At 45.8% G+C, this 26,523-nt stretch carries 25 protein-coding genes; 8 read left to right on the forward strand and 17 right to left on the reverse strand.

The genetic code is table 11. The annotated features are described in order from the left end of the window. Window position 1 precedes the first annotated feature (1 nt). Window positions 2-547 (reverse strand): SecY-interacting protein, encoded by a 546-nt coding sequence (gene syd / locus AB6F11_RS00545; RefSeq protein ID WP_050633962.1) that lies wholly within the window; start codon window positions 545-547, stop codon window positions 2-4. A 131-nt stretch (window positions 548-678) separates the two neighbouring features. On the opposite strand from syd, the gene queF reads away from it, so the two are divergent. The 5 genes from queF (at window position 679) to xni (ending at window position 8,052) form a co-directional block, all read left to right on the forward strand. Beyond that, entirely contained in the window at window positions 679-1,524 is an 846-nt protein-coding gene (gene queF, locus AB6F11_RS00550) for an NADPH-dependent 7-cyano-7-deazaguanine reductase QueF (RefSeq protein ID WP_017060768.1), read from the forward strand. Window positions 1,525-1,582: 58 nt separating this feature from the next. Then, window positions 1,583-3,841 carry a tetratricopeptide repeat protein gene (locus AB6F11_RS00555; RefSeq protein ID WP_102393215.1) on the forward strand — a complete coding sequence of 753 codons (2,259 nt, stop codon included), beginning with the start codon at window positions 1,583-1,585 and terminating at the stop codon, window positions 3,839-3,841. A 118-nt stretch (window positions 3,842-3,959) separates the two neighbouring features. Further along, complete coding sequence (locus AB6F11_RS00560) at window positions 3,960-5,525, forward strand: GGDEF domain-containing protein (protein ID WP_102393214.1); 1,566 nt, start codon at window positions 3,960-3,962, stop codon at window positions 5,523-5,525. Window positions 5,526-5,768: 243 nt separating this feature from the next. Further along, window positions 5,769-7,133 (forward strand): nucleotide 5'-monophosphate nucleosidase PpnN, encoded by a 1,365-nt coding sequence (gene ppnN, locus AB6F11_RS00565; RefSeq protein ID WP_102393213.1) that lies wholly within the window; start codon window positions 5,769-5,771, stop codon window positions 7,131-7,133. Between the two features lie 145 nt (window positions 7,134-7,278). Continuing rightward, on the forward strand, window positions 7,279-8,052 hold the full coding sequence (xni, locus tag AB6F11_RS00570; RefSeq protein ID WP_017069498.1) for a flap endonuclease Xni: 774 nt from the start codon (window positions 7,279-7,281) through the stop codon (window positions 8,050-8,052). Window positions 8,053-8,132: 80 nt separating this feature from the next. Here the strand turns inward: xni and rlmM are convergent, their stop codons facing one another. The 7 genes from rlmM to pomA form a co-directional block, all read right to left on the reverse strand. Further along, window positions 8,133-9,224, reverse strand: a complete 1,092-nt coding sequence (gene rlmM / locus AB6F11_RS00575; RefSeq protein WP_017070491.1) for a 23S rRNA (cytidine(2498)-2'-O)-methyltransferase RlmM — start codon at window positions 9,222-9,224, stop codon at window positions 8,133-8,135. Beyond that, the gene (locus tag AB6F11_RS00580; RefSeq protein WP_017069500.1) at window positions 9,221-9,619 is read right to left on the reverse strand and encodes a DUF423 domain-containing protein; all 399 of its coding nucleotides are present in this window, start codon (window positions 9,617-9,619) and stop codon (window positions 9,221-9,223) included. Before AB6F11_RS00580 ends, rlmM begins: the two co-directional genes overlap by 4 nt. Further along, window positions 9,609-10,232, reverse strand: a complete 624-nt coding sequence (locus AB6F11_RS00585) for an alpha/beta fold hydrolase (RefSeq protein WP_102319949.1) — start codon at window positions 10,230-10,232, stop codon at window positions 9,609-9,611. The genes AB6F11_RS00580 and AB6F11_RS00585 overlap by 11 nt, the downstream gene beginning before the upstream one ends. Further along, window positions 10,225-11,133, reverse strand: coding sequence for a transcriptional regulator GcvA (locus AB6F11_RS00590; RefSeq protein WP_012604639.1), 909 nt, complete (start codon window positions 11,131-11,133; stop codon window positions 10,225-10,227). Before AB6F11_RS00590 ends, AB6F11_RS00585 begins: the two co-directional genes overlap by 8 nt. Before the next feature lie 671 nt (window positions 11,134-11,804). Then, on the reverse strand, window positions 11,805-13,253 hold the full coding sequence (thiI, locus tag AB6F11_RS00595; protein ID WP_102393212.1) for a tRNA uracil 4-sulfurtransferase ThiI: 1,449 nt from the start codon (window positions 13,251-13,253) through the stop codon (window positions 11,805-11,807). Window positions 13,254-13,571: 318 nt separating this feature from the next. Next, window positions 13,572-14,519 (reverse strand): flagellar motor protein MotB, encoded by a 948-nt coding sequence (locus tag AB6F11_RS00600; protein ID WP_059020020.1) that lies wholly within the window; start codon window positions 14,517-14,519, stop codon window positions 13,572-13,574. Window positions 14,520-14,531: 12 nt separating this feature from the next. Next, on the reverse strand, window positions 14,532-15,296 hold the full coding sequence (gene pomA / locus AB6F11_RS00605) for a flagellar motor protein PomA (RefSeq protein WP_017060778.1): 765 nt from the start codon (window positions 15,294-15,296) through the stop codon (window positions 14,532-14,534). Between the two features lie 298 nt (window positions 15,297-15,594). Between pomA and xseB the strand changes: the two genes are divergently transcribed. From xseB to dxs, 3 genes are read left to right on the forward strand one after another with little or no spacing between them, the layout of a single operon-like run. Then, a complete protein-coding gene (gene xseB, locus AB6F11_RS00610; RefSeq protein WP_004734405.1) occupies window positions 15,595-15,837 on the forward strand; it encodes an exodeoxyribonuclease VII small subunit in 243 nt (80 codons plus the stop codon). Between the two features lie 20 nt (window positions 15,838-15,857). Beyond that, complete coding sequence (gene ispA / locus AB6F11_RS00615) at window positions 15,858-16,742, forward strand: (2E,6E)-farnesyl diphosphate synthase (protein WP_102393211.1); 885 nt, start codon at window positions 15,858-15,860, stop codon at window positions 16,740-16,742. A 21-nt stretch (window positions 16,743-16,763) separates the two neighbouring features. Then, entirely contained in the window at window positions 16,764-18,647 is a 1,884-nt protein-coding gene (gene dxs, locus AB6F11_RS00620; RefSeq protein WP_017060781.1) for a 1-deoxy-D-xylulose-5-phosphate synthase, read from the forward strand. Window positions 18,648-18,766: 119 nt separating this feature from the next. On the opposite strand, the gene pgpA is transcribed toward dxs, so the two are convergent. The 9 genes from pgpA to AB6F11_RS00665 form a co-directional block, all read right to left on the reverse strand. Then, window positions 18,767-19,273, reverse strand: a complete 507-nt coding sequence (pgpA, locus tag AB6F11_RS00625) for a phosphatidylglycerophosphatase A (RefSeq protein ID WP_017060782.1) — start codon at window positions 19,271-19,273, stop codon at window positions 18,767-18,769. Beyond that, window positions 19,273-20,247 carry a thiamine-phosphate kinase gene (gene thiL, locus AB6F11_RS00630; protein WP_102393210.1) on the reverse strand — a complete coding sequence of 325 codons (975 nt, stop codon included), beginning with the start codon at window positions 20,245-20,247 and terminating at the stop codon, window positions 19,273-19,275. The genes pgpA and thiL overlap by 1 nt, the downstream gene beginning before the upstream one ends. A 113-nt stretch (window positions 20,248-20,360) precedes the next feature. After that, window positions 20,361-20,828 (reverse strand): transcription antitermination factor NusB, encoded by a 468-nt coding sequence (gene nusB, locus AB6F11_RS00635; RefSeq protein WP_004734399.1) that lies wholly within the window; start codon window positions 20,826-20,828, stop codon window positions 20,361-20,363. Next, the gene (gene ribE, locus AB6F11_RS00640; protein WP_004741508.1) at window positions 20,828-21,298 is read right to left on the reverse strand and encodes a 6,7-dimethyl-8-ribityllumazine synthase; all 471 of its coding nucleotides are present in this window, start codon (window positions 21,296-21,298) and stop codon (window positions 20,828-20,830) included. Before ribE ends, nusB begins: the two co-directional genes overlap by 1 nt. 295 nt (window positions 21,299-21,593) lie before the next feature. After that, entirely contained in the window at window positions 21,594-22,703 is a 1,110-nt protein-coding gene (gene ribBA, locus AB6F11_RS00645) for a bifunctional 3,4-dihydroxy-2-butanone-4-phosphate synthase/GTP cyclohydrolase II (protein WP_017060784.1), read from the reverse strand. A gap of 108 nt (window positions 22,704-22,811) precedes the next feature. Beyond that, window positions 22,812-23,468 carry a riboflavin synthase gene (locus tag AB6F11_RS00650; protein ID WP_010436361.1) on the reverse strand — a complete coding sequence of 219 codons (657 nt, stop codon included), beginning with the start codon at window positions 23,466-23,468 and terminating at the stop codon, window positions 22,812-22,814. A gap of 69 nt (window positions 23,469-23,537) precedes the next feature. Next, window positions 23,538-24,617 (reverse strand): bifunctional diaminohydroxyphosphoribosylaminopyrimidine deaminase/5-amino-6-(5-phosphoribosylamino)uracil reductase RibD, encoded by a 1,080-nt coding sequence (gene ribD / locus AB6F11_RS00655; protein WP_017060785.1) that lies wholly within the window; start codon window positions 24,615-24,617, stop codon window positions 23,538-23,540. 40 nt (window positions 24,618-24,657) lie between these two features. Then, window positions 24,658-25,107, reverse strand: a complete 450-nt coding sequence (gene nrdR, locus AB6F11_RS00660; RefSeq protein WP_004734394.1) for a transcriptional regulator NrdR — start codon at window positions 25,105-25,107, stop codon at window positions 24,658-24,660. Between the two features lie 156 nt (window positions 25,108-25,263). After that, window positions 25,264-26,514, reverse strand: a complete 1,251-nt coding sequence (locus AB6F11_RS00665) for a glutamate-5-semialdehyde dehydrogenase (protein WP_017060786.1) — start codon at window positions 26,512-26,514, stop codon at window positions 25,264-25,266. Window positions 26,515-26,523: the final 9 nt, after the last annotated feature.

A 26,523-nucleotide genomic window follows, 5' to 3' on the forward strand; every position in this document is an offset into this window, starting at 1 on the left:
TTTATACCGCTGGTTGTAGCTTTTCTAAAAATTCTGCCAATGTCTCGGCGAGCACATCACGATTTTTGGTACCTAAGCGCTCCAAAATCACGTTACCCGTTAGGTTACAGATAGAGATAACATCCAGCTCAGCATCGGTCGCGGCAATGAAAACCGTTGGTTTTAGCTTCAAGCGACGCTGAGTTACTAGGTGACCCAAAATGTTTTCTTGTAGGCATTCGAAGTCTTCATCACTCCAAATCTGTAACAGAGTCAATTCGTTACCATCGAAAGTTGCGTTCATATCTGCGCTGAATTGTGCGCCGTAGAAAGTTTTGATGTCTTCATGCAGAGTCAACTCAATACCGGTTTCAACGTTGGTGAAATCCGCGAATTGCTCACGTGGATAGTGCTTCCACAACACGGCATCGCCACTCTTTTCTTCTACGCATGGCGATACGATGTCCACCAACTCCTCATTACGAGGTAAGCTTTGGTGTTTCTGCTGCCACGCGTCAACGTATCGCTGACTAAAAGAAAGTAGTGCGTCTTGAGCACGTTGAGTCATGAAAATCTCCTAAACACAAAATAATAAATAGAATCCGAGCCCTTTCCGCGCCGATTAAGCGATGACTTAATGACAGGGTAAGGGGGATTCAGTAAAATCGACCCCATTCTAATCGAATTTGAAACGAAAGTATGAGCAAATATTCTGACGCAAAAGAGCTAGCGGGTTTAACCCTTGGCCAAAAAACTGAGTACTCTAACCAATACGATGCAAGTTTATTGCAACCAGTGCCTCGTAGCCTTAATCGCGATGATCTTGCGCTAAACGGCGAGCTGCCTTTTGTTGGTCATGATATTTGGACGATGTACGAGCTTTCGTGGCTAAACACCAATGGTCTACCACAAGTGGCTGTCGGTGAAGTTTTCATCCCAGCAACCAGCCCAAATTTAATTGAATCAAAATCTTTCAAGCTGTACCTGAACAGCTACAACCAGACTCAATTTGAAAACTGGGATCAAGTAACCGAGCGCCTGACCCAAGATTTGTCGGCATGTGCAGGCGAAACGGTGATTGTGAATGTAAACTCAGTAACCGACTACACTAACCAACCTATCGTGACGATGGAAGGTGACTGTATCGACAACCAAGACATCCAAATCACTAGCTACGACTTTGAAGCGTCGCTGCTTGAAGGCGCTGCTGGCGAACAAGACGTTGAAGAAACACTGCACAGCCACCTATTGAAGTCGAACTGTTTGATCACCAATCAACCGGATTGGGGCAGCGTTGAGATCGCATATTCTGGTAAGCAAATTGACCGTGAAGCTCTGCTACGCTATTTAGTTTCTTTCCGTGAGCACAATGAATTCCACGAACAATGTGTTGAGCGTATCTTCACTGACATCATGAAATACTGTGCACCTTCGAAGCTAACTGTGTTCGCACGTTACACACGTCGTGGTGGTCTGGATATCAACCCATACCGTTCAACAGAGCAAGATAGACCAAGCCACAATAAGCGTATGGCTCGCCAATAATCAGGCGAGAACCACCCACACTTATTTGAACCTACCAAATCTTTAAAGGGACATTGAAATGCGTTGGTTATACGTTGTTAGTCTATTTATTTTAAGCTTAAGCACATCGGTCAATGCGTCGGTTTATTCGTCGGCGCTACTCAATGAAGCCAATAATTTGGTTGAGATCGAGCCGAGCCAAGCAAAACAAATGGCCAACAGCTACCTAACGCTGCGTGTCCTTTCTGATCAACGCGAGAAAAGCCCTTCAGCTATTTCTCGCGAAGAGACAGACTCCTCGATTCGAACACCAAACAGCAGTATCGATGCGTATAAGATCTTAGCCAAAGCGGAATACAACCTTGGCAATATGCGTATTGCGATTCAGCACATCGACAAAGCCTCCGAGCTAGCGCAAACCTATAAGCTTGATTACCTAAAAATAGATCTTCAGATCCTAAAAGTTCGCTTACTTTGGCTGAGTGATAGAAAATCAGCCAAAGCAAAATCAGAGCTCACTAACATTGAAACAAATCTAGAGTCGGTGAATAAAACCTTACGCTTAACGGAAGGCATTACCTATCGCTTGATCATGTTGAAAGCCGACATCGCCTCTTACGACAACAAGATCGATGAAGCCGAAAAGTTCTATCAAGAAGCCAAAACCTATCTCGATCAACGTTACTCTGAAAAAGTCACCATCGACTACCATATCTCCGTCGGCGAGTTTTATCTGACTCACAAAGAGTACAACCACGCGTTATCCGAGTTGTTGTATGGCTACTGGAAATCAGTAGAGGGCAATCTAAGTTCACGTTTGGCCAAGGTCAACCGCCTACTTGCGCAGCTTTTCTTTGAGCGCCAAGTGTTGGATAAAGCGTTAGAACACCTATCTCAAGCCGCTGATTTCTATGACAATTTTGAAAACTCGCCTGTCTTAGCACAAGTGCTTAAGAAAATGGGGGATGTGTACTTCTATCAAGGGAAATATAACCTTGCCTTGGTACACTTCTTCAACGTTCTTGATCACGAAAGCACTGACCGAGATATCCACCAAGTCATTGATATCCGACTAAGTCTATCGGCGACCTACTTACGCCTTTATAACTACCCTCTAGCAGAACAGTACCTAACCCGTGCCCTTGAGCTGCTGGAATATACCGACATTCCAAAGCTGGAAGGCCGTGCTGCACTGTTATCTGCAGGGTTAGCGTATCACCTACAAGAAAGCGAAGACGTGATAAAGCATGCGACACGTGCACTTGAGATCTCACGCCAGATAGAGAACATGCGCCTTTCACAACGCTCGTACTACTTACTTTCTTTGGGTTATGAACAGGCAGGTCGTCCACAGCAAGCATTGGCAAACCTCAAGCAATACAACAGCCTTGTCTCTCTAGAGCAGCAAAAACTCAACCGTGTTGGCGAAGACGCGTTCCGTCAACAGAAAGAATTTGCCGAACAAACCCTGCACTACGCAGGCCAAGCGCAAGAGCTAGAAAAGTACAAACTAGAGCATCGCAAGTTCCAGAAAATATCGTTCGCCCTATTCCTGTTCAGTATTATCTTGTTCTTCTTTGTGCTTCGCCGTGGCTACCTCATTCAAACCTTAGCCAAAGAAGTCGACTCACTACGAACAGACCTGTTTACGCACTCACGATCTAAGCTCCCGAACCTCAGAATGCTCAATGCCAAGCTGTCCAATTCGCTAGAACAAACCAGCCAGACCTTCGAACAGTGGCAACTTGGCGAATTGATTCATGAGCCACTCAACGACCGCTTACGCTTCGTGATGATTGATTTACCGTTCTTACGCAATATGTACACGCAGAACGGTTACAAAGCCGGTCTAGAACTGGAAGACGCTTTCGGTGAATTCCTAAAATCTAAGCTTGAAGGCCCAGCTCGTGTCTACCACTTCTCGGATGCGAACCTGCTTTATATCGAGCCAAACGCGGACCGTGATTTGTCGCCTGAGGACATGTTCAGAAAGATTCAGTCTTGGGTGAATGACTTCGAAACAGAGCGAAACATCAACCGAACGGTCCGTATGGGCATCGCTGACTACCCATTCTTGCCACGCGCTTACACCGCAATTAACGATCAAGAGCTGCTCGACGTATTGTTGATGTCGACCAATCTCGCCCGTGAGATCAGTCTCAAAGAGCGCAGTAGCCAATGGGTCTATCTAAAAGCTATCGATAATGCACCAGCAGCGAGCCTTGCAACTGGTAACATAAGAGAAGCGTGTAAACATGCGATTAATCAAGGGTTAATAAAAATACAATCCTCGTACCAGAATGAGGACAACATCAAAAAAATGCTAAAAGATGACTGATTTGCGAGCGGTTAAGAGCAGCAAGTCGTGACCTTATTTTTAGTTTTGTTATTATCGATGTAACGGAATTTCATCAAAATGATCGAGATCGGTCTACGCGGCGCTAATAAATACATCTATGGGCATTCTTGAAAAAGACATTCAGGCGCAACTCCACCAGCTGAAATCTCAGTTGGATCAGGTCCGTTTGACGCAAAGAGACACCTCGTTCAAGTTTATTAGAGAACAGAAAGTTCTAAAGCGTATCGTCACGTCTTTAAGTGATGCATGTGTTGGTAGTAACAGCCATTTAGATGAAAACCTCATTGCCCTTAGGGAAGAGCTAGAAAAGCAAAAAGACATTAGCTCGATGATCCCAAAGCTGGCAGTATTAGAAAGGATGCTTAAGCAGAAAACGTTGGCTATGGATAAACAGAACGGATATCTGGACGATAGCATTAAGCACAGTGGGGAAACGCTGCAACGCATAACTGGCCTTCCAGCACAGCTAAAACGCGACCTACGAAACTTACTTAGCTTCTCCGAATGCAATGGCAGTCAGAAAGTTGACCATGCCATGAAACTACTCGGTATTTATGAGCGTGCCATTAAGATTATGGCGAACAACTCACGCACTCATTTTGCCGATGCTGCGCACTCTCCGGAACAAGAGCTCCTTTCCGACCTATCAAACGAACTACAACATCTGATCACTGAACTCGACTTCGAGGGTGAATCGGGTGATCTGCTTACCGATATTCGAGCGAAGCTGCTGCTTGGTGTTTCCACACAAAACCTACTTGAGCTAACACTTCAGATCCTCAAACTGGTTATTGAAGGCACCAACCTAGAACGTAAGAAGTCTGAACAATTCATCGATCAGCTTAATTCTTCTTTAGCGTCCAGCATCAAAACGGCAGACCAAAATGCCGACCAGAGCCAGAGCTACTTTGAGCACCGACAAGGTCTAAACTCTGAGTTAAATGAACTAGTCACTAGAAGCCAAAGCTCGGTAGATAAAGCGAAAGATATTGATAGTTTAAAGCTGTCGATTAATCCGCTACTCAGTGAAATCGCCTCTCTTTCGGAAAGGCTGAACCACGCAGAGCAAAAAGAACAAGCTCTGATAGAGAGAATGAGTTACGGAAAGACTCAGTTAGATTCACTCTATGAAGTGACGCAAGATTACCGTAAGCGCTTGGAAGATCAGGCTCAGCGTATGCTGCTTGATCCTCTAACCAAGGTTTACAATCGCACTGCCTTTACTGATCGCTTAGAGCTTGAGTATCGCCGCTGGATCCGCGCGCAACACTCGCTACGCGTAGTACTGCTCGACATCGACAACTTCAAAGCAATTAACGATAGCTTTGGTTACACCGCGGGCGACAAAGCACTCAAGATCATCGCAAGAACTATTACCAAAGAAGCAGGCACCACCGATACTGTGGCACGTTTTTCAGGTGAAGAGTTTGTGTTATTGCTGCCAGAGCAAACCGATGAATATTGCCATCAGGTGATTCAGAACATTCAAACTCAAGTAAGCCGCCTGCCCTTTAAATTCCGTGACCAGCAAATCACGATCACTTTATGCGCGGCAAGTACTCAGTTTAAAGAGTCAGATACACCTGAAGAAGTGCTAGAGCGACTCAATAAGACTCTAAATAAAGCAAAACAACGCGGTACCAACCAACTTGTTTGGCACTAGGCCAGCCCTAGATTTAATTTATTTCATTTTTTCAAATACTTATCACATACCATTTCCCTCAATGTTTGCTAAGCTAATGATTAACATTCGCTTAACAAGCATTCATGGCAAGCAACGCTGTCGTATCCGTTTCGTCTGGTTAACTCTCTCCTACCTTTAACCAAACACTTTCAACGTTTGCTTCTCACTCTCGAGCCAGAGGGTCACTTCAACGTCCCCTGCTCTTTTCAACAAGGAGGCACTATGATCACTCATATCAGCCCTGCCGGTAGCATGGATTTACTCTCTCAACTTGAGGTTGAGCGTCTTAAGAAAACCGCGTCTAGTGATCTGTACCAACTGTATCGCAACTGTACGTTAGCGGTCCTGAACTCGGGTAGCCATACCGACAACTCCAAAGAGTTGCTTGACAAATATCTGTCGTTCGATGTCGAAGTCGTTCGCCGTGAGCGTGGTATTAAGCTCGAACTAAGCAACCCACCAGAGCATGCCTTTGTCGATGGTGAAATCATCAAGGGTATTCAAGAGCACCTATTTTCAGTGCTGCGTGACATTGTTTACGTCAACATGCACCTCGCAGATAACCAAAGGCTCAACCTGACTAATGCCACTCACATTACCAACCTCGTATTTGGTATTCTGAGGAATGCAGGCGCACTTACGCCGGGCATCGAGCCTAACCTGATCGTGTGTTGGGGTGGTCACTCAATTAATGCCACTGAATACCAGTACACTCGCGAAGTGGGTAATGAACTGGGCCTACGTGAGCTGAACATTTGTACAGGTTGTGGACCGGGTGCGATGGAAGGGCCAATGAAAGGCGCGGCTATTGGTCACGCGAAACAGCGTTATACTGATCATCGTTACTTAGGACTGACAGAGCCTTCAATCATTGCCGCTGAGCCACCAAACCCGATAGTAAACGAACTGGTGATCATGCCAGATATCGAGAAGCGTCTTGAGGCATTCGTTCGTATGGCACATGGCATCATCATTTTCCCAGGCGGCCCAGGCACGGCGGAAGAGCTGCTGTACATCTTAGGGATCATGATGCACCCGAATAACGCCGAACAACCAATGCCGATTGTGTTAACGGGCTCGAAAGAGAGTGAGGCTTACTTCCGCTCAATCGATAAGTTCATTGGGGAAACTCTAGGGCCTGATGCGCAGAAACATTACGAGATCGTGATTGATGACCCAGCACGCGCTGCGAAAATCATGAAACAAGCGATGCCAGATGTGCGTTCTCACCGTAAAGAGACCGGTGATGCCTACAGCTACAACTGGTCACTGCATATTGAGCCTGAGTTCCAACTGCCATTCGACCCAACACACGAATCTATGGCGGCGCTTGATCTTCATATGGACCAAAAAACAGAAAGCCTAGCCGCTAATTTACGTAAAGCGTTCTCAGGCATTGTGGCTGGTAACGTCAAAGCAGAGGGTATTCTGGAGATCGAGAAGCACGGCCCATTCCTAATTGATGGCGACAAAGAGCTAATGACCAAGATGGACCAACTGCTGAATGACTTTGTTGAGCAACATCGAATGAAGTTACCGGGCGGCTCTGATTACGTGCCTTGCTATAAAATCGCACCGAGCGAATAGGCACACTCATTAACGAGTAACTAAGTGGCAGACATAAAGTTAATCAGCTTATGACGTTTACGTCGCTAACGTTTCAACTCACCAAGTGATACGTTACTATAAGGGGCTAGCAGCCCCTTTTTTATTGCCTATTTAGTGGAAACTTATGTCTATCCATCTTGTTATTATCGATGCCTTAAACCTCATCCGACGCGTGCACTCTGTTCAGCCGGATCCAACCGATATAGCAAGAACCATTACCACCACAATTCGCACTCTCAATAAGATTCTGAATGAATCAAAGCCCACCCACATCATCGCGGTATTTGATCACCATTTACAAGACCGTGGCTGGCGCGCAGATGTGCTTCCTGCTTATAAGCAGAATCGTAAACCGATGCCAGAACCATTGATGAAAGGCCTTGATGCTATTCAACAAGCTTGGTGGGAGTTAGGCATTGATTCACTGCTGTCTGATGGCGATGAAGCGGATGATCTCGTCGCAACACTGGCAAAGAAAGTAGCTGACCACGGAGAAACCGTCACCATCGTCTCGACGGATAAGGGCTACTGCCAACTGTTGTCACCAACGCTTCAGATCCGAGATTACTTCCAGCACCGCTGGTTAGATAAACCCTTTATCGAAGCTGAGTTTGGCGTTAAACCTGAACAACTGGCGGATTACTGGGGATTAACGGGCGTAAGCTCAAGCCAAGTACCGGGCATCCCAGGTATCGGGCCAAAAGCAGCCAAAGAGATATTGACCACTTACCCAGATATCGAAGCGGCCTATCAAGCAGAAGATCTGCCGAAAAAATATCGTAAGAAGTTCGACGAACACATCGAATCCGCTCGTGTATGTAAGCAAGTATCGGCACTCAAAACCGATATTGATTTAGGGTTCAACCTGCAAGATATTCGTTACGAAGCAAACGCTTAAGTTGCTGTGACTCGATAATATTGATACAAAAAATGCCCCTTAAAGGAGCATTTTTTATCACTGACACACTAACGTAAATATTAGTGCGGTGAGATGTTTGAAAGCGCCTGAATGTGGACCGTGATCTCTTCGCGATCGTGGTAAAGGTGCTTAGCCTGCATCTTGAACTTCACTTTGTTCTCAATCAGGAACACTTTTAGGTTCTCTATATCTTGCAGTACTTCATCGTAACGGCCTTTCATAGGCAGTTTAAGGTTGAACAGTGCTTCTTTCGCCCAGCCTTTGATGATCCACTCACCCATAAGGTGAGCAACACGAGCTGGCTTCTCAACCATGTCACAGATAATCCAAGTTACGTTCTTACGGTCTGGTTCAAACTTAAAGCCATCCACCATGTGGTGCTTAATTTGACCTGTTTCCATTAGGCTGTCTGCCATCATGCCGTTATCAACACAGTGAACGAACATCGAGCGCTTAACCAATTGGTAAGTCCAACCACCTGGACATGCACCTAAATCAACACCCCACATACCTGGAGCCAAACGCTCGTCCCACTCATCACGAGGGATGAATACGTGGAATGCTTCTTCTAGCTTCAATGTAGAACGGCTTGGCGCATCTGATGGGAACTTCAGACGAGGGATACCCATAAAGAACTGGGAGTTGTTCGTTGGGTAAGAGTAACCAACAAAACAGTGGCCCGGAGCGATGAAGCATAAATGAAGCACAGGCTTCTTAGCGTTATCTTTCGCTGTCATCAGGCCTTTACCACGCATCGCTTGACGCATCGGCACGGTAAATTTACGGCAGAACTTCAAAAGCTCTTTTGCTTCGTTAGTATCTGGCGTTTCAATACGGATATCACCACAACGAGGGAAACCTTCTTTCTCAGAAAGCGCCTCAAGAATTGGAGAAATACGGTCATCGGTTGGCAGGTCTTTAATTTCAACAGCCACTGCCAACATTTGACGAGCAAAGATCAGTGATTGGAAATCGATCTCTTTGATCAACTTGTCCGCTTCACCTGCTTGGTAACATTCAAACAATACAAAACCTGTATTGTTCTTTAGGCGAGGAAAACCAAACACTTCCAGTTGTGTTGCCTTGTCTTGAATTTCGCCAGCACATTCTTTTTCAAAACCAGAGCGACAATAAAGTAGTACGTGTTTCACTGAGTTACCTCTTTTATATTCAAAGCAGCGAAGGAGAAGACTCCCCAACCAATGATAAATAGTAGACCACCAAACGGTGTTATAGGGCCAAACCATTTTATTCCTGTCAGTGCTAAGCCATAAAGGCTGCCACTAAAACAAAGGATGCCGATGATAAAGCAAATTGCCGCAATGAAAAAATATTTTTGTGATTTAGCACCAAGTTTCATCTGTAGCAGAGCACCACACGCCAATATTGCTAGTGTATGGATAAACTGGTACTGAACACCTGTCTCAAACACGCCTAGCAGATACTCTGGCAAGACAGCTTTTAACCCGTGAGCGGCGAAGGCACCTAGCATTACGGCTATTGCGCCAGAGATACCTGCAAAAGTGAGTAAATACTTACTTCTCATTGAGTACCTCTTTGATAAACGCTGATAACTTCTCAACGGTTAACGCAATATTCTGCTGCTCGGTGTAACCAGAACTCTTACGAGGTTTAAAGCTGTGGTCGCCATCGGGAATAAATTCAACACGAATAGAATCAGACAGATCAAAATCAGCAAACTCTTCACGCTTACCAAAGGTATCGCGCTCACCTTGTAAAATGAGGCATGGCTTTGCTAACTCAGCCAGATGCTCACCTTTGTATTTCTCGGGTTTACCTGGTGGGTGGAAAGGAAAGCCTAAACACGCCATTGCGGCCACCTTATCAAGTTCAGACAAATGGCTCGCCATACGCCCTCCCATCGACTTACCACCAATCACAAGCTTATCGGCATCAACCTGCTCAATAATCTCTTGATAGGCTTCAAGTAGCTTAGGCGCTCTGTCAGGTGGACGACGCTTACCATCTTCAGCACGTTTAATCATGTAAGGGAAGTTGAAACGAATCACTCGTATCCCTTTAAAGGCTAACCCTTTGGCTACCGACTGCATGAACTCATGCTCCATGCCTGCGCCAGCACCATGGGCAAAGATAAAGGTGATGGGATTGTCTTCACCATCAATGATGACGTTATTCATCGAGTAAGTCCTCTTGTTCACTTTGCGCTTTCGCTAGCATCCAGTCGCGGAAGGTAGCAATACGACCCATGTCGGCTTGTTTCTCATGACAAACCACATAGAAGGCGTTCTTACTCACCAACACTTCATCAAAAGGCGCAATCAAACGACCCGCTTCGATTTCAGGCTGCGCCAACACGTTGTTACCCAGAGCAATGCCCTGGCCGTGAGCCGCTGCCTGCAGCACCATGGTTGAGTGACTGAAGATAGGGCCGTGATTAACGTTTACCCCATCGATGCCATTTTGCTTAGCGAACTGTTTCCAATCCTTTCGAGAAGTATCATGCAATAGCGTATGACATGCTAAATCACTGAGAGATTCTAATGGTTTTACTCCTAGCAGCACGGAAGGTGAGCAAAGAGGGATCAAGTATTCTTGGTAAAGCTTATCGGCTCTAAGCCCCGACCAATTACCTCGGCCATAATAGATAGCGACGTCTACATCATCGGTTAGCGAGCCTTCATCCATATCAACGGCTTTGATTCTTACATCAATATCAGGCTCTTGCTGATTAAAGTCAGCGAGCCTTGGTACCAACCATTGAATAGCAAAACTCGGCGGTAAACTGATGGTCAATGCGCCCTTCTCACTTCGCTCCAGCACTTTGTCTGTCGCTTCTGCTAGTGATGTGAAAATATCTTTGATATCTAAGAAGTAGCTTTGACCTTCTTCAGTTAGCAGCAAAGAGCGGTTTCTTCGGCGAAACAGCTTCAAAGATAAGAATTCTTCAAGCGCTTTGATCTGATGACTGACTGCCGCTTGAGTAACAAACAACTCTTCTGCAGCACGCGTAAAACTCAAGTGTCGAGCTGCAGCTTCAAACACTCTTAGCGAGTTTAATGGGGGTAATCGACGAGACATAGTTACTCTCTAAATAAGCATTAGTTTTTTTTATCTGAAACATTATAATTTGTCCATTGCCTAGCAGCCAGAGAAATTCTATATTTCATCCCGCAGCAGCTAGCCTGAACGGCTTGATTCTCTCTAGAATCAATTGGCTTAGCTCCTGCGATGTTGTGTTTGCAAACTCGTTCTTTTCGAGTTGGGTAGAGTTCTACCAAATGTTTTGTTGCAGTTTATACTGAAACGAGGCATGTACTTCCTGTATTTATTTTGACCTGTCTGTCAAATTTGTTTACACCGCCTTATGGGCGGTGTTTTTTTATGTGCAAAGAAATGTAACAACAAGTTTATCAATAGCTGTGCTAATTAATCTTTATTATTTTTCATCGCCAATCACAGAATCAGACACCCACTCAAATAATCAACTGAACACATACAAATAGCACCATTGAGTTGCACTAAAAAGTAACAGAATACTTCAAGATACTCACACTTCTTCGGTACTTATAAACCCGTTTAGAACACACTCTTTCTATCAATCAAAAATTTCAAAGCTGAGCATGACGATAGCACGCCCAAACTCACGCCTCTGTCTGACTACTGTAAATCATTCACAATAGAAAATAAAAAAGCCGCTTACTTTTCAGTAAACGGCTTTGCAAAATGATTAACGCTTGGTCAACACACCACTATGGGCGGTAAACCTTAACGTTATGGAAGCCTTGCTCTTGTAGGTAAAGTGCCTGTAGACGGCTCATTACACCACGGTCACAGTACAGCAAGTACTCTTTCGCTTGGTCTAGGTCGCCAAACTGAGTCGAAAGCTTGAAGAATGGGATGTGTTTAATTTCAACACCCTCGATCTCTAATGGGCTTTCGTCTTCTTCTTCTGGGCTACGGATATCAAGAACGATAGCGTGCTCAGCAACAGCTTGAACTTGTTCAACTTCAGGCGCTTGCTCTTGGCTCTCTTTCTCGATGTCACGGATATCCATAACACGAGCGTTCTCGATCACTTGATCCAGCACTTCAAAGTTAAACTTAGCTTCTTCTGCTTCCAGTTTGCCTTTCTTCGCTTTCACTGTTGGCTTCTTAGAGATAACACCACAGTACTCAGGCATTACTTTAGCGAAGTCTTCAGTACCGATGATACGAGAAAGGTCAATGATGTCTTCTTTATCCCAGTTGATAAGCGGACGAAGAATCAAAGTATCTGTCACGTTGTCGATGTGGCGAAGGTTAGTTAGCGTTTGGCTAGAAACCTGACCAAGTGCTTCACCCGTTACTAGAGCTTCAATACCGAAGCGCTCTGCAACCATACCACCAGCACGCATGAACATACGCTTAAGAACAACGCCCATTTGGCCGTCTTCTACGTTCTCAAGAATTTCAGCAACCACTGGTTCAAAGTCTACAGAAATGAACTTCACCTTTGCAGATGAGCCGTATTTATTCCATAGGTAGTGAGCCACTTGCTTAACGCCAATCTCGTGCGCTGGGCCACCAAGGTTAAAGAAACAGTAGTGAACCTTAGAGCCACGTTTGATGTGCAGGTAGCTTGAAACACCAGAATCAAAGCCGCCAGAGATCAAGCTTAGTAGATCTTCTTGGGTACCAAGAGGGAAACCACCTAGGCCTTTGTGACGAGCTAGAACTTGGTTTAACTTATCGTTAGCCACTTCAACTTTAACGGTTACCTCAGGGTTCTTAAGTCGAACTTTAGCTGACTCAACTGCTTGGTTTAGGCCGCCGCCTACGTAGCGTTCAAGTTCAATAGAGGTAAAGTCATGCTTACCACGACGCTTAGCTCGAACAGAGAAAGTCTTGCCTTCAATGTCAGCACGGCTGCGTTCTAGTACTTGCTCGTAAATATCGTGCAAGTCTTTAAACTCAGACTGTTGAACTTCAAGAGAGTGGTGAATACCTGGAGTGTGAGTCAGAGCCTCTAACACTTCTGCGTAGTACTGGTCACTCTCAGACGTCACTTCGATATGATCGCGACGGTTGAATACCGCAACACTTTCACAGCGACGTTGAATAACGTTACGAATGTTGCACTCTAGAATCCTTGTGAAGCGCTTACGCACCGATTCACTTTTTACAAAAATTTCCGGATGGGGCTTAACAATAAATTTCATAGTACTTTCACAACATTAATGTTCAAAATTTTGAAAACGCTCATCGCCAAGTAAATTAGAGAATTTACACAGCACTTGAAGCAAGAATAGATCATATCTAAATCTAAGGGCGCGAATTATACATGAGAAAGTGAAGCAAGGAAAAGAGTGCTTGCTGTAACACCATCATTAAACCGCTTGTTATTAACAGTAGCAGGTTTCGAAACGACATAAATGCCGCAGAGAGAACCATTGAAGACCAGCAAACAAAAAGCCCAACCTCATTATAAGGTTGGGCTTTCGATGCTATCTGCATGCTACCGTGTGTACACGTATCGGCTATTCATTAATAACAGGCACTTCGTCACTGTAAAGCGGCTCGCCCTGCATGATGCTGATTTCAACGCGGCGGTTGAGGCTACGTTGCCATTCAGTATCGTTCGACTCGACTGGCTCGGTATCCGCCATGCCGCGTACTCTCAAGCGTTGATGAGAGAAACCACGCACCTTTTCCATCTCTTGAGCAACAGACACTGCTCGCTGTGATGACAAGTCCCAATTAGATCGATAAAGCTCGGAATCAAGACGTTGATTATCGGTGTGCCCTGAGATTCGAACGATACCCGGAACATCTTTCACCAACTCAGCAACCTGTCTCACCAAAGGTCGGAACTTAGGCTGTAGGAAAGCAGAACCCGATGGGAATGCACCCTTCTCACGAATTCGAATCACAATCTGCTGGCCAAGGTTTTCAACTTCAATCGCGCCTTGGTCTATCTCTCGCTCCAACGCCTTCTTGATGCTTTCCATCAAGGTTTCCATCTCTTGCGATTGAGCTTCAGCTTGTTGTTGCTGTTGGTCTGACTCAGAGTTTTGATTGTCGTGAGTCGAAACCTCTGGCGACTTGCCTCCGGTCATCTTGCCTTGATCACGCATGGTACCGCCAGCACGCTCAGATTCACCTTCATGAAACTCAAGCGTTTGCTGCGTAATATCAATCGTCTGCTGCATGATCACATCAATCGGTGTCGGCTCTGGACGACCAGGTCGAAACTCTTGTGCAATGATGCTGGTGCCTTTAGGAATGTCTTTCACTTCCAAGCGGTTTTGTACACCAAACGCAAATTTCATCGAGCCAGCGATCTGTTTGAACTTCAGTACGTCCATCTCAGAGAATGAGAGCAGCAGTACGAAGAAACACATCAGCAGTGACATCAAGTCAGCAAATGTCCCCATCCATTGAGGCAATCCCGGAGGAGGACATTTACATGGATTTTCTTCATCCATCTTCAACTCCTCTTACGCAGGTTCACCATCAATCGTACGCTTACCTTCGTTTAGGTAGCTCTTCAGGTAACCATCGATTACTCGTGGGTTCTGACCATCTTGAATCGCGAGTACGCCATCCATAACCAAACGACGGTTGAGTGTCTCTTGGTCACGACGCAGCGCAAGCTTGTCGGCAATTGGGAAGAACACCATGTTCGAAAGAATCGCACCATATAGGGTGGTTAAAAGTGCCACCGCCATCGCAGGGCCGATCGCTTTTGGATCATCCATGTTAGAAAGCATGGCAACCAAGCCAACCAAGGTACCAATCATACCCATCGCGGGTGCTACATCACCAAATGCAGAGAACACCTTCGCGCCCTGCTCATGACGCTCTGTGGTTAATGCGATGTCTTTTTGCAGTGCAGCACGAACTACATCTCCATCATGGCCATCCACCAAAAGATCGATGCCCTTTTGCATGAAACTGTTGTTAATTTCCATCTCTTCCAGTGCTAAAAAACCACCTTTACGAGCCGCATCAGCCATCTCTACAACTTTCGCAATAAGATCTTCAGGCTCATCCGCTTTAAACATAAAAGCTTTGCCTGCGATTTTAGTCGCACCAAAGAACTGTCCCATGGTGAACTTCATTAGAACAACAAAGGTTGAGCCCCCAACTACGATCAAAATGGATGTCGTGTCATAGAACATCCCGAGGCTTCCACCTAGGATCATTGCCATAATTACAAAGGCAAATCCACCAATCAAACCTATTAGGGTTGCTAAATCCACTGAGCACTCCTCATGCTTTTTTGTAGCTCTATGTCGACGATAATCTTTGTATCGGCAAGACTATAAGATCTTTTAGTAAATTCTTGGCCTAAGTATCACACTTTTCGTTTTTGAATCCCAACTATTGGCTTACTTTGCTCTTATACGTAGCGCATAAACTCGATAAAGCTAAGGTTATTCAAGCAAAGTGCGTTCAAGCCCCTTAAAAACGAACTTTCTAGCAAAATTTCTTGGTTACATTTGACCATCTCAGCGGCCTAGGGTAACGTTCGTTCATCTTTCCAAACGCAGATTTATTATGGCTACTAAGAAACCTGAAAATATGAGCTTTGAAGCAGCAATCGAAGAGCTTGATGGCTTGGTTGATCAACTAGAAAATGGTGATCTAGCTTTAGATGATGCGCTGAAAAAGTTCGAACGAGGCATCTCCCTCGCTCGTGCCGGTCAAAGCAAACTAAACGATGCTGAACAGCGTGTTAGCATCCTACTGCAAAATGATGAAAACGCAGAACTTAGTGACTTTAACCCACAACCAGAATAACGAATTGTATGAGATCCCCTATGATCGAGACTTTATTGTCTTATCAGGCACGTAATAACGAGCAACTGAACCTTTGGCTTGATCGCCTGCCACACCAAAATCAGAACCTGATCAACGCAATGCGTTATGGGTTACTTTTAGGCGGCAAGCGCGCGCGTCCATTTCTTGTCTATATTACAGGGGAGATGCTCGGTTGCACCGCTGAAGAACTCGACACTCCAGCTTCTGCAGTCGAATGTATTCATGCCTACTCTCTGATTCACGACGACCTGCCAGCAATGGACGACGACGAACTGCGTCGTGGCCATCAGACCTGTCACATCAAATTCGATGAAGCGACCGCCATTTTAACGGGCGATGCCCTACAAACTCTGGCATTTACTATACTTGCGGAAGGTACATTAAGTGCTGACGGTGAAAGCAATCGCGTTCGAATGATTCAACGCCTAGCCGAAGCCTCTGGTGCACAAGGTATGTGCATTGGACAAGCACTTGATATTGAAGCTGAAAACCGCTCTGTCACGCTAGAAGAGTTAGAAGAAGTTCACCGCAATAAAACGGGCGCGCTAATGAAATGTGCGATTCGTTTAGGTGCTCTCGCTGCTGGTGAAAAAGCGTTTGAAGTGATGCCTCAATTAGACAAGTACGCCGACGCCATTGGATTAGCATTCCAGGTTCAAGATGATATTTTAGATATCACTGGCGATACTGAAACTTTGGGTAAGCCACAGGGTTCTGACCAAGAATTGAACAAAAGCACCTACCCTTCTTTGCTAGGTTTAGAGGGCGCTCAAGAAAAAGCGCAAACTCTGCTACAGGAAGCGCTTCAAGCTTTGGCTGCAATCCCATACAATACCCAGTTACTCGAAGAGTTCGCCCGATACGTCATCGAGCGCAAGAACTAAGACAATAAGCGCGCATTACCTATGACTCTTGATATATCAAAGTACCCAACTCTTGCTTTGGCTGATAAGCCAGAGGATTTGCGTCTACTTCCAAAAGAGACGCTGACACAGCTTTGTGATGAATTACGTACCTATCTTCTTAACTCAGTGAGCCAGTCAAGTGGTCACTTAGCGTCAGGCTTAGGTACAGTAGAGCTGACAGTTGCTCTGCACTATGTGTACAACACGCCTTTTGACCAGTTGGTTTGGGATGTTGGTCACCAAGCATACCCGCACAAAATTCTTACAGGTCGTCGCGACCGCTTGTCGACTATCCGTCAAAAAGATGGACTGCACCCATTCCCATGGCGTCAAGAGAGCGAATACGACACCCTTTCTGTTGGTCACTCTTCAACATCGATCAGTGCTGCACTTGGTATGGCTATCAGTTCGAAGAAAGAAGGCAAGAACCGTAAAGTCGTGAGTGTGATTGGTGATGGCGCGATTACTGCGGGTATGGCATTTGAAGCCATGAACCACGCGGGCGATATTCACAATGACATGCTGGTTATCCTGAACGATAACGAGATGTCGATCTCTGAAAACGTAGGTGCGCTAAACAACCACCTCGCTCAAGTTCTTTCTGGCAGTCTTTACACGTCAATTCGTGAGGGCGGCAAGAAAGTGCTATCAGGCGTTCCGCCGATTAAAGAGCTGGTTCGTCGTACAGAAGAACATCTAAAAGGTATGGTTGTCCCTGGCACCATGTTCGAAGAGTTAGGCTTTAACTACATTGGCCCAATTGATGGTCACGATGTCAATGAGCTGATTAAAACGCTTAAGAACATGAGAGACCTTAAAGGCCCTCAGTTCCTGCATATCATGACTAAGAAAGGCAAAGGCTACGAGCCAGCTGAGAAAGATCCAATCGGTTACCACGGCGTACCGAAATTCGATCCAGCACACTCAAGTCTGCCTAAGAGCACCAGCTCTAAACCAACTTTCTCTAAGATTTTTGGTGACTTCCTGTGTGATATGGCGGCGCAAGATCCTAAGCTAATGGCGATCACGCCTGCAATGCGTGAAGGTTCTGGCATGGTGCGTTTCTCGAAAGAGTACCCAGAACAATACTTCGACGTAGCAATTGCTGAGCAGCATGCTGTGACCCTAGCAACGGGTATGGCGATTGCGGGTGATAAGCCGATTGTCGCTATCTACTCGACGTTCCTACAACGTGGCTACGATCAACTGATCCACGATGTGGCTATCATGGACTTACCGGTCATGTTCGCTATTGACCGTGCAGGTCTTGTCGGTGCTGATGGTCAAACACACCAAGGTGCGTTCGACTTAAGCTTTATGCGTTGTATTCCAAACATGGTGATCATGGCGCCAAGCGACGAAAACGAATGTCGCCAAATGCTTTACACTGGCCACCAGCATACAGGTCCAAGTGCCGTTCGTTACCCTCGCGGTAATGGTATGGGTACTGAGATACAAAATAAATTTACCGCGCTTGAGATTGGTAAAGGTCGTATCGTTCGCGAAAGCGAAAAAACAAAAGATGGCTCGAAAGTCGCTATCTTAAGCTTTGGTACTTTCCTTGAGAGTGCACTTCAAGCCGCTGACGTCATCGATGCGACAGTTGCAGATATGCGCTTTGTGAAACCACTCGATGAAGCTCTGATCAAACAACTTGCTGCTGACCACGATGTACTGGTAACTATCGAAGAAAACGCGATTGCAGGTGGTGCGGGCGCAGGTGTGATTGAGTTCTTGATGCAAGAGAAACTGCTGATGCCAGTATTGAACCTTGGCCTACCAGACAAGTTCATTGCTCAAGGTACGCAAGGCGAACTGCATGAAGAGCTTGGTTTGGACGCGAAAGGCATTGAGAAGTCTATCACTGACTATCTCGCCAAGTAGCTTTAATACGTAAGCTCGTAAGCTCCGCAAACAAAAAAGGTTGGCCCTAGGGTCAACCTTTTTAGTATCTGCTAATTAGTTTGGTGTATCGCCAACTAAACCTTAGCCCTTCAGTTAACTCACACTAACCAACCTGCGAAATGTGCCACGGCATACAACGAAATAGCCGCCATAATACCCGCTACAATATCGTCAATCATGATACCCAAGCCGCCGTGAATTCGCGCATCTAGCCAACCAATCGGCCAAGGTTTTACCATGTCAAAGAAGCGGAAAAGCACAAAACCAGTCAGAAGCCATTTCCAGTCATCGGCAGGGATATTCAGCATAGGCACTAAGCTCATGGTGATCCAAAAGCCCGCAAACTCATCCCAAACGATAGAACCGTGGTCATGCACGCCCATATCATCAGACGTTACTTGGCAGATCTTAATACCAATAATGCAGCTTACCACCACCACGGCAACGTAAGCAGGAAACGGTAGCTGAACCAACAATAGGTACAACGGAATTGACGCAAGCGTGCCCATTGTGCCGGGAATAATAGGCGATAAGCCACTGCCAAAACCCGTTGCTAAGAAATGCCAAGGATTTTTAAGAGAAATAAGAGAAAGTGGGTTTGTCATCAATTAACCTTAAAGTGATCGTAACCAGTTAAGTTCCAGCTTAGTGGTTCACCATTATTGTGTAATTCAAAATATTCTACAGGTCTTATCTGGCCAATGCAGGTGACTTTTGTACCAGTGTGTGACAAAGCACTTTCCAGCGACCCTTTATTCTCTTCTGGTACAGTAAAGCACAGTTCGTACTCTTCACCACTCGTTAGCGCATACTGCTGAGCTGAAGTGATATCAGGAGCGAACTGACGTAACTCTGGAGAGATAGGCAGCGTGCTTACATCAATACTCGCGCCAACTTGAGAACGCTTAAGGATATGTTTTAAATCAGCAATAACGCCATCAGAGATATCAATCGCAGATGAAGCAAGGTTCACTAGAGCCTGACCCGCTAACACTCGTGGGGCGCTCACATAATGTCTTTCTTCAAGCTCAGCAGCATAGGGCTTCGCTCTGTTCTGCTCAGGGTTAAGTAACACTTCTAAGCCAGCTTTGCTGTCACCTAGATTACCTGTTACGTAAATCCAGTCGCCCACTTTCGCGCCATCTCTGCGCAGCGCTCGTCCTTCAGGAACAAAGCCCTGTACCGTCAGTGTCAGGCTTAGTGGACCTTTGGTTGTGTCGCCACCAATTAACTGAATACCAAAGTAGTCTGCGAGTTTAAAAAAGGAGTCACAGAAGGGAGTAAGCCATGCTTCATCGATTTCAGGCATGGTTAAAGCAAAAGACACCCAAGCAGGCGTCGCGCCCATTGCAGCAAGGTCACTGATATTGGAAGCCAACGCTTTGTGTGCCACCCAAGCCGGATTCGCCTCAGCTAAGAAATGGGTACCAGCCACTAAGGTGTCCGTGCTGATCGCTATCTCAACATTGCCCGGCGCTTTGACCAAAGCACAATCATCGCCAGCAGCTAGAAGAACGTCTTTACGTTGTGGTTGTCGATTTACAAAATATTTTTCAATCAGGTTAAATTCGCCAGACATCACATGCCCTATCTTTAGTCTCATAAAAATCGCCGTAATCATGGATATTACAGAAATTTAGTTACAAAAAAGGCCAGCATAAAGCTGACCTTTAGATTCAATATACGAACGTCTTATTTCTTACGAACGTGCGGTGCAGCTTTATCAAGCACACCGTTAACAAACTTATGGCTGTCTTCTGCTGCAAATACTTTTGCAAGCTCGATAGCTTCGTTGATAACCACTTTGTATGGTACATCTTCGCGACGAGTCATCTCGTACATAGCTAAACGTAGAAGCGCTAGCTCCATCAGATCCAGATCTTGCATAGGGCGAGATACGAATGGACGAAGCTTGCTATCAAGTTCCATGTGGCTAAGAGCAACACCAGTTAGTAGGTCGCGGAAGTATGCAACGTCTGTTTCTGGCATAGCAAGAGCAGGCTCTGCAGCATGATGCTCTTCTTCATCATACTTACCACCAGATAAGAACTGTTCTTCAACGGTAGCAATATTTTCTTTAGTAATTTGCCAAGAATAAATTGCTTGTAGAGCAAATTGACGTGCGTTACGACGTGCGGCTGGTTTCACACTGGCCCCCATTAGGAATCGATTTCAGAAAGAACGTTGATCATCTCAAGTGCGCTAAGTGCTGCTTCTGCACCCTTATTACCAGCCTTGGTTCCTGCGCGTTCAATAGCTTGATCGATCGTATCAACAGTAAGAACACCAAACGCTACTGGAAGAGAATATTCCAGAGACACTTGTGCCAAACCTTTATTACATTCACTACAAACATAGTCAAAGTGAGGTGTACCGCCACGAATTACTGTACCAAGAGATACAATCGCATCGAACTTACCTGTTTTTGCAACGCGCTGCGCTACAAGTGGAAGTTCTACTGCACCAGGGCAACGAACAACAGTGATGTTGTCTTCGCTTACTTGTCCATGACGCTTTAAAGTATCGATTGCACCAGAAAGTAAACTTTCGTTAATAAAACTGTTGAAACGAGCAATAACGATAGCAATTTTTGCATTTGGCGCTGGGAAGCCACCCTCGATCACTTTCATAAGCCTTCCTTTAACTATTTTCATCAAGTGAGAATCGCCGGATTCTAGCACAAAACTGTGAGCAATATCTAATGGTAATTTAGAAGAACAGACACCGGCAATGTAAAGATGATAATGCAGCGCTGATCCCAAGCATATAGGAACAGCGAGTAACCAAGTTTGTGTGTTGAACACGTTTTGAGTCGGACTTGGCTACTTTGCTCTTTTGGCAAGATTTATCACCAAAAGAGCCACTGAAATCATCGGTAAATTATGTTGCTACAAACGGAGAAACGTCTGCTTGCTAACGCATGGTTTATTCGCAAACGTACTCAACAACGTTAAGGCCAAAACCACCCAATGCGTGGTAACGCTTAGTGCTTGAAGAAAGCAGACGCATATCGTGCACACCTAGATCTTGAAGAATCTGAGAACCGACACCAACACGACGCGAGGTACCCTGCTTCTTCGCCATAGTTGGCTGCTCGTTCTTGTCTTGCGCTTCGAATGTCTTCACTTTGTGAATCAAAGAATCAGACGACTCTTCGTTGCCAAGAATAACCAACACACCGCCTTCGTCGCCAATGCGCTTCATCGCTTTATCTAGCGACCAGCTACGCTCCGTACCACGGTCTGAATGAAGCAGATCGGTGAACGTGTCATGCAGATGAACACGTACCAAAGGAGCACCTTCAGATAGGTCACCTTTTTGCATCGCGTAGTGGATCTGGTTATCAATTGTATCGCGGTAAGTCACAAGCTCGAAATCACCAAACTCAGTTGGCAAATGACATTGGGCAACGCGCTCAATCGTTGTTTCTGTGTTGTTGCGGTATTCGATCAAGTCAGCAATTGTGCCTAGCTTGATGTCGTGTTTTTCAGCAAACACTTCAAGGTCAGGGCGACGAGCCATAGTACCGTCGTCGTTAAGGATCTCAACGATAACCGATGCTGGCTCGCAGCCTGCAAGACGTGCTAAATCACAACCTGCTTCTGTGTGTCCTGCGCGAGTCAGAACACCGCCATCTTGCGCTGTCAGTGGGAAAATATGACCAGGTTGAACAAGATCAGCCGCTTTCGCATCTTTCGCCACTGCCGCTTGAACCGTCACTGCACGGTCTGATGCAGAGATACCCGTTGTTACGCCCTCTGCCGCTTCAATCGAAACAGTAAAGTTAGTGGTGTACTGTGCGTTGTTATCTTGAACCATAGGCGCTAGACCCATGCGGTTTGAACGCTCTTTGGTTAGCGTCAGACAAATTAAACCACGGCCGTACATCGCCATGAAGTTAATCGCTTCTGGCGTCACATGTTCTGCTGCCATGATCAGATCGCCTTCATTTTCGCGATCTTCATCATCCATCAGGATAACCATTTTTCCTAGGCGAATGTCTTCAATAATTTCTTGAGGAGTACTAATTGGCATTGTTCTATATCCTTTGAAATGGTTCTGCTTCCTAGAACCGACACTATTTAAACCTGATGATATTGCTTCGCTTTACAAAGTCTCGCTTAACGCACTTTGTATCAACGGTTAGGCAAAACCATTCTGCTGTAAGAATTCCATCGTTAATCGAGATTCAGGCTCAGATTCTTGTTGCTGACCTTGCAGTAAACGCTCCATGTAACGTGCTAATACATCAACTTCTAGATTCACTTTACGACCGACATTGAATTGGTCGATGGTGGTTTCTGAAGAAGTATGAGGAACGATAGTCAGCTTGAATGCGTTCTTACGTAAATCGTTCACAGTCAGGCTAATGCCATCAACTGTTACTGAGCCTTTTTGAGCCACGTATTTTGAGATTTCTGCTGGCATTTCTACCCAGAATTCAATCGCACGGCCAACTTGGTTACGTTCAACAATCTCACCCACGCCATCAACGTGACCAGACACTATATGTCCACCGAAACGCGTGGTTGGTAACATTGCTTTCTCAAGGTTAACTTTATCGCCCGCTTGGTAATCGACAAAACCCGTTTTTTTCAGGGTCTCAAGCGAAAGATCTGCACTGTAGCTGTGGTCGTTATATTCAACAACTGTCAAACACACACCATTGGTAGCGATACTGTCGCCTAACTTAACGTCAGCCATATCAAGCTTACCAACATTAACCGTTACGGTGATGTCTTCTCCGCGGGGAGTGATTGCACTCAATGTACCTACGGCTTCTACAATTCCTGTAAACATTTTAAAACTCTTTTTGTTGTCAACGACACGTATGCAGTTGGAGTAACTATTTCCACTGTGGTTTCGTTACTATCTGTTTCGAAATACGGGTTTCGCAACGATGCGAATATCCACACCAACCTGTCGAACATCTTTAATTTCTAGGTCAATAACGTCAGACATTGAAGTGAGCCCTAATGCACCCATCAAACCTCGTCCGTCACTGCCCATAAGTTTAGGTGCTAAATAAAGGATTAGCTCATCCACCAGCTGCTCTTCAATCAAGCTTTTTGCCAATGTTGCGCCCGCTTCGACCCAAATATGGTCGATATGATTGGCAGGTAATTGACGCATCAGATCGTGCAAATCGAGCTGACCTGCATCTGTGGTTGCGACTTCAATATCAGCAGATGCTTCGGCAACTCTCAACACCGATGTTGGAGTCTGGAATAACTTGAGTTCAGGACGCAGTTGGTTTTGACGATCAAGAATCACGCGAATCGGCTGACGCAGCTCGTCTTCAGCGTAATGACCTTTGATACTGCTTGGCAACTCTGCCCAACGAACATTCAACGACGCGTTGTCTTCAATCACCGTCTGGCTAGTTGACAACACAGCGCCTGATTTTGCTCGGTAGTTCTGAACATCACGACGTGCTTCTGGCGATGTGATCCACTGGCTTTGGCCATTTTCCAATGCCGTTTGCCCATCAAGGCTAGCGGCCATCTTTAACTGAACGAATGGCATGCCAGTTTGCATACGCTTGATAAATGCAGGGTTCAAGTCGAGAGCGTCTTGCTCTAGCAAACCGATTTCAACCTCAATACCCGCATCGCGTAGCATTTTGATACCACGACCTGCGACTTTTGGGTTTGGGTCCTGCATGGCACAAATCACTTTGGCTACTTGAGCCTTAATCAAACCTTCAGCACAAGGCGGCGTTCGACCGTAATGAGAACAAGGCTCTAGCGTGACATAAGCCGTCGCACCTTTTGCTTTGTCGCCTGCCATTCGCATGGCATGTACTTCAGCATGAGGTTCGCCAGCTTTGGCATGAAAACCTTCACCAACGATCTGACCGTCGGTTTGTACAATGACACAACCCACATTAGGGTTTGGCGCAGTAGTGTAAATGCCGCGTTTTGCTAACTGAATAGCACGCGACATCATTTGAAAATCTAGGGGAGTAAAGTTTGACATGATTGAGGAGTTAATCCTCTAATTTAGCGATTTCTTCGCCAAACTCTCGGATGTCTTCAAAGCTGCGGTAAACAGAGGCAAAACGAATGTACGCCACTTTATCCAATTCTTTCAATTGGCCCATCACAAGATTACCAATCATCTCGCTTGGTACTTCACGCTCACCAGTTGCACGGAGTTGTGACTTAATCGTACTGATCGCAAGTTCAATCGCGTCAGCACTCACTGGGCGTTTTTCTAGGGCGCGCTGTACACCACCCACCATTTTATCTTCATTAAATGGTTCGCGGTTTCCATTCGACTTTATGACTTTAGGCATCACAAGTTCTGCCGATTCGAACGTAGTAAAACGTTCACTACATGCAAGGCATTGACGGCGACGACGAACCTGATGGCCATCGGCTACCAGTCTTGAATCGATTACTTTAGTGTCGTTCTCTGAACAAAAAGGACAATGCATATCACCTCCAAATAATTGAATATCAGTGTAACGGAATTGCCAAACGTTAGGAAAGAAAAAGGGCCAATTAAGGCCCTTTTGTGTGGTGATTCATTGATTATTGCTACTCGACCGCCATTTCAAAAATGAGCTGAGGAGTAAAATTAACGACCAGCGTTAACCGCGGACTAAATAGTTCGCTTTACCTACCCATTTGTAGCTTGTCAGCTCTTCTAAGCCCATTGGGCCGCGAGCATGCAATTTCTGAGTAGACACGGCAACTTCAGCACCTAAACCAAACTGTGCTCCATCAGTGAAACGTGTTGATGCATTCACATAAACCGCTGCAGAACCAACAGAGTTAATGAAACGCTCTGAGCTCTCTAAGCTATTGGTCATGATCGCATCTGAATGACTCGCGTTGTGTACACGCATGTGGTCAATCGCTTCTGCCACATCCGCTACCACTTTCACGCCTAGCGTGTAGCTTAGCCATTCAGTGTCAAAGTCGCCTTCAACCGCATCACGTTGGTCTTCAAAACCCGCTAGCAGCGATTTTGCACTGGTATCAGCAACTAAGGTTACCTTGCCGGCTAAACGCTGTTTCAGCTTAGTTAGGAAAGCTTCAGCAACCGCTTCATGCACTAGCAGTGTATCTAACGAGTTACACGCCGATGGACGTTGAACTTTTGAGTTTTCGACCACATCGACAGATTTCTCAAGATCAGCGCTTTCATCAACGAAGATATGGCTGATACCAAAGCCGCCGATGATTACTGGGATGGTGCTGTTCTCTTTACACATCTTGTGCAGACCAGCGCCGCCACGAGGAATGATCATATCCACGTAGTCGTCCAGTTTAAGCAGTTGAGAAACGAGTTCACGATCAGGCTTCTCGATGTACTGAACAGAAGCGGCTGGTAGCTCCGCTTTCTCTAATGCAGACTGGATAACCTTAACCAGTTCCATGTTCGAGAAAAACGTCTCTTTACCACCACGTAGAATGCTTGCGTTACCTGTCTTCAGACACAGAGCTGCAATATCGATGGTTACGTTCGGACGCGCTTCATAGATAACACCCACCACACCAAGTGGCACGCGGCGGCGAGACAGTGACATACCGTTTTCTAGTACTTTGCTGTCAATTTCGCTGCCAACTGGGTCATTCAGGCTAATCACGTTACGAACATCGTTAGCGATACCGGTTAAGCGCTCTTCGTTAAGAAGTAGACGATCGAGCAGTGCGTCAGTTAAACCCGCTTCACGACCCAGTTCGATGTCTTTCGCGTTCGCTTCTAAAATCGTTGTTGCGTTTGCTTCTAGCTCATCAGCGATAATCGCCAATGCTTTATTCTTTTGCGCCGTAGATGCGGTCGCTAGGTGGAAAGCAGCGTCTTTTGCTGCGATACCCATGTTAGTTAAATCCACGTTTAACTC

Origin of the sequence: Vibrio sp. 10N.247.311.14 (assembly GCF_041467715.1) — a bacterium.
In the GTDB taxonomy this organism is placed as follows: Bacteria; Pseudomonadota; Gammaproteobacteria; order Enterobacterales; family Vibrionaceae; genus Vibrio; species Vibrio crassostreae_C.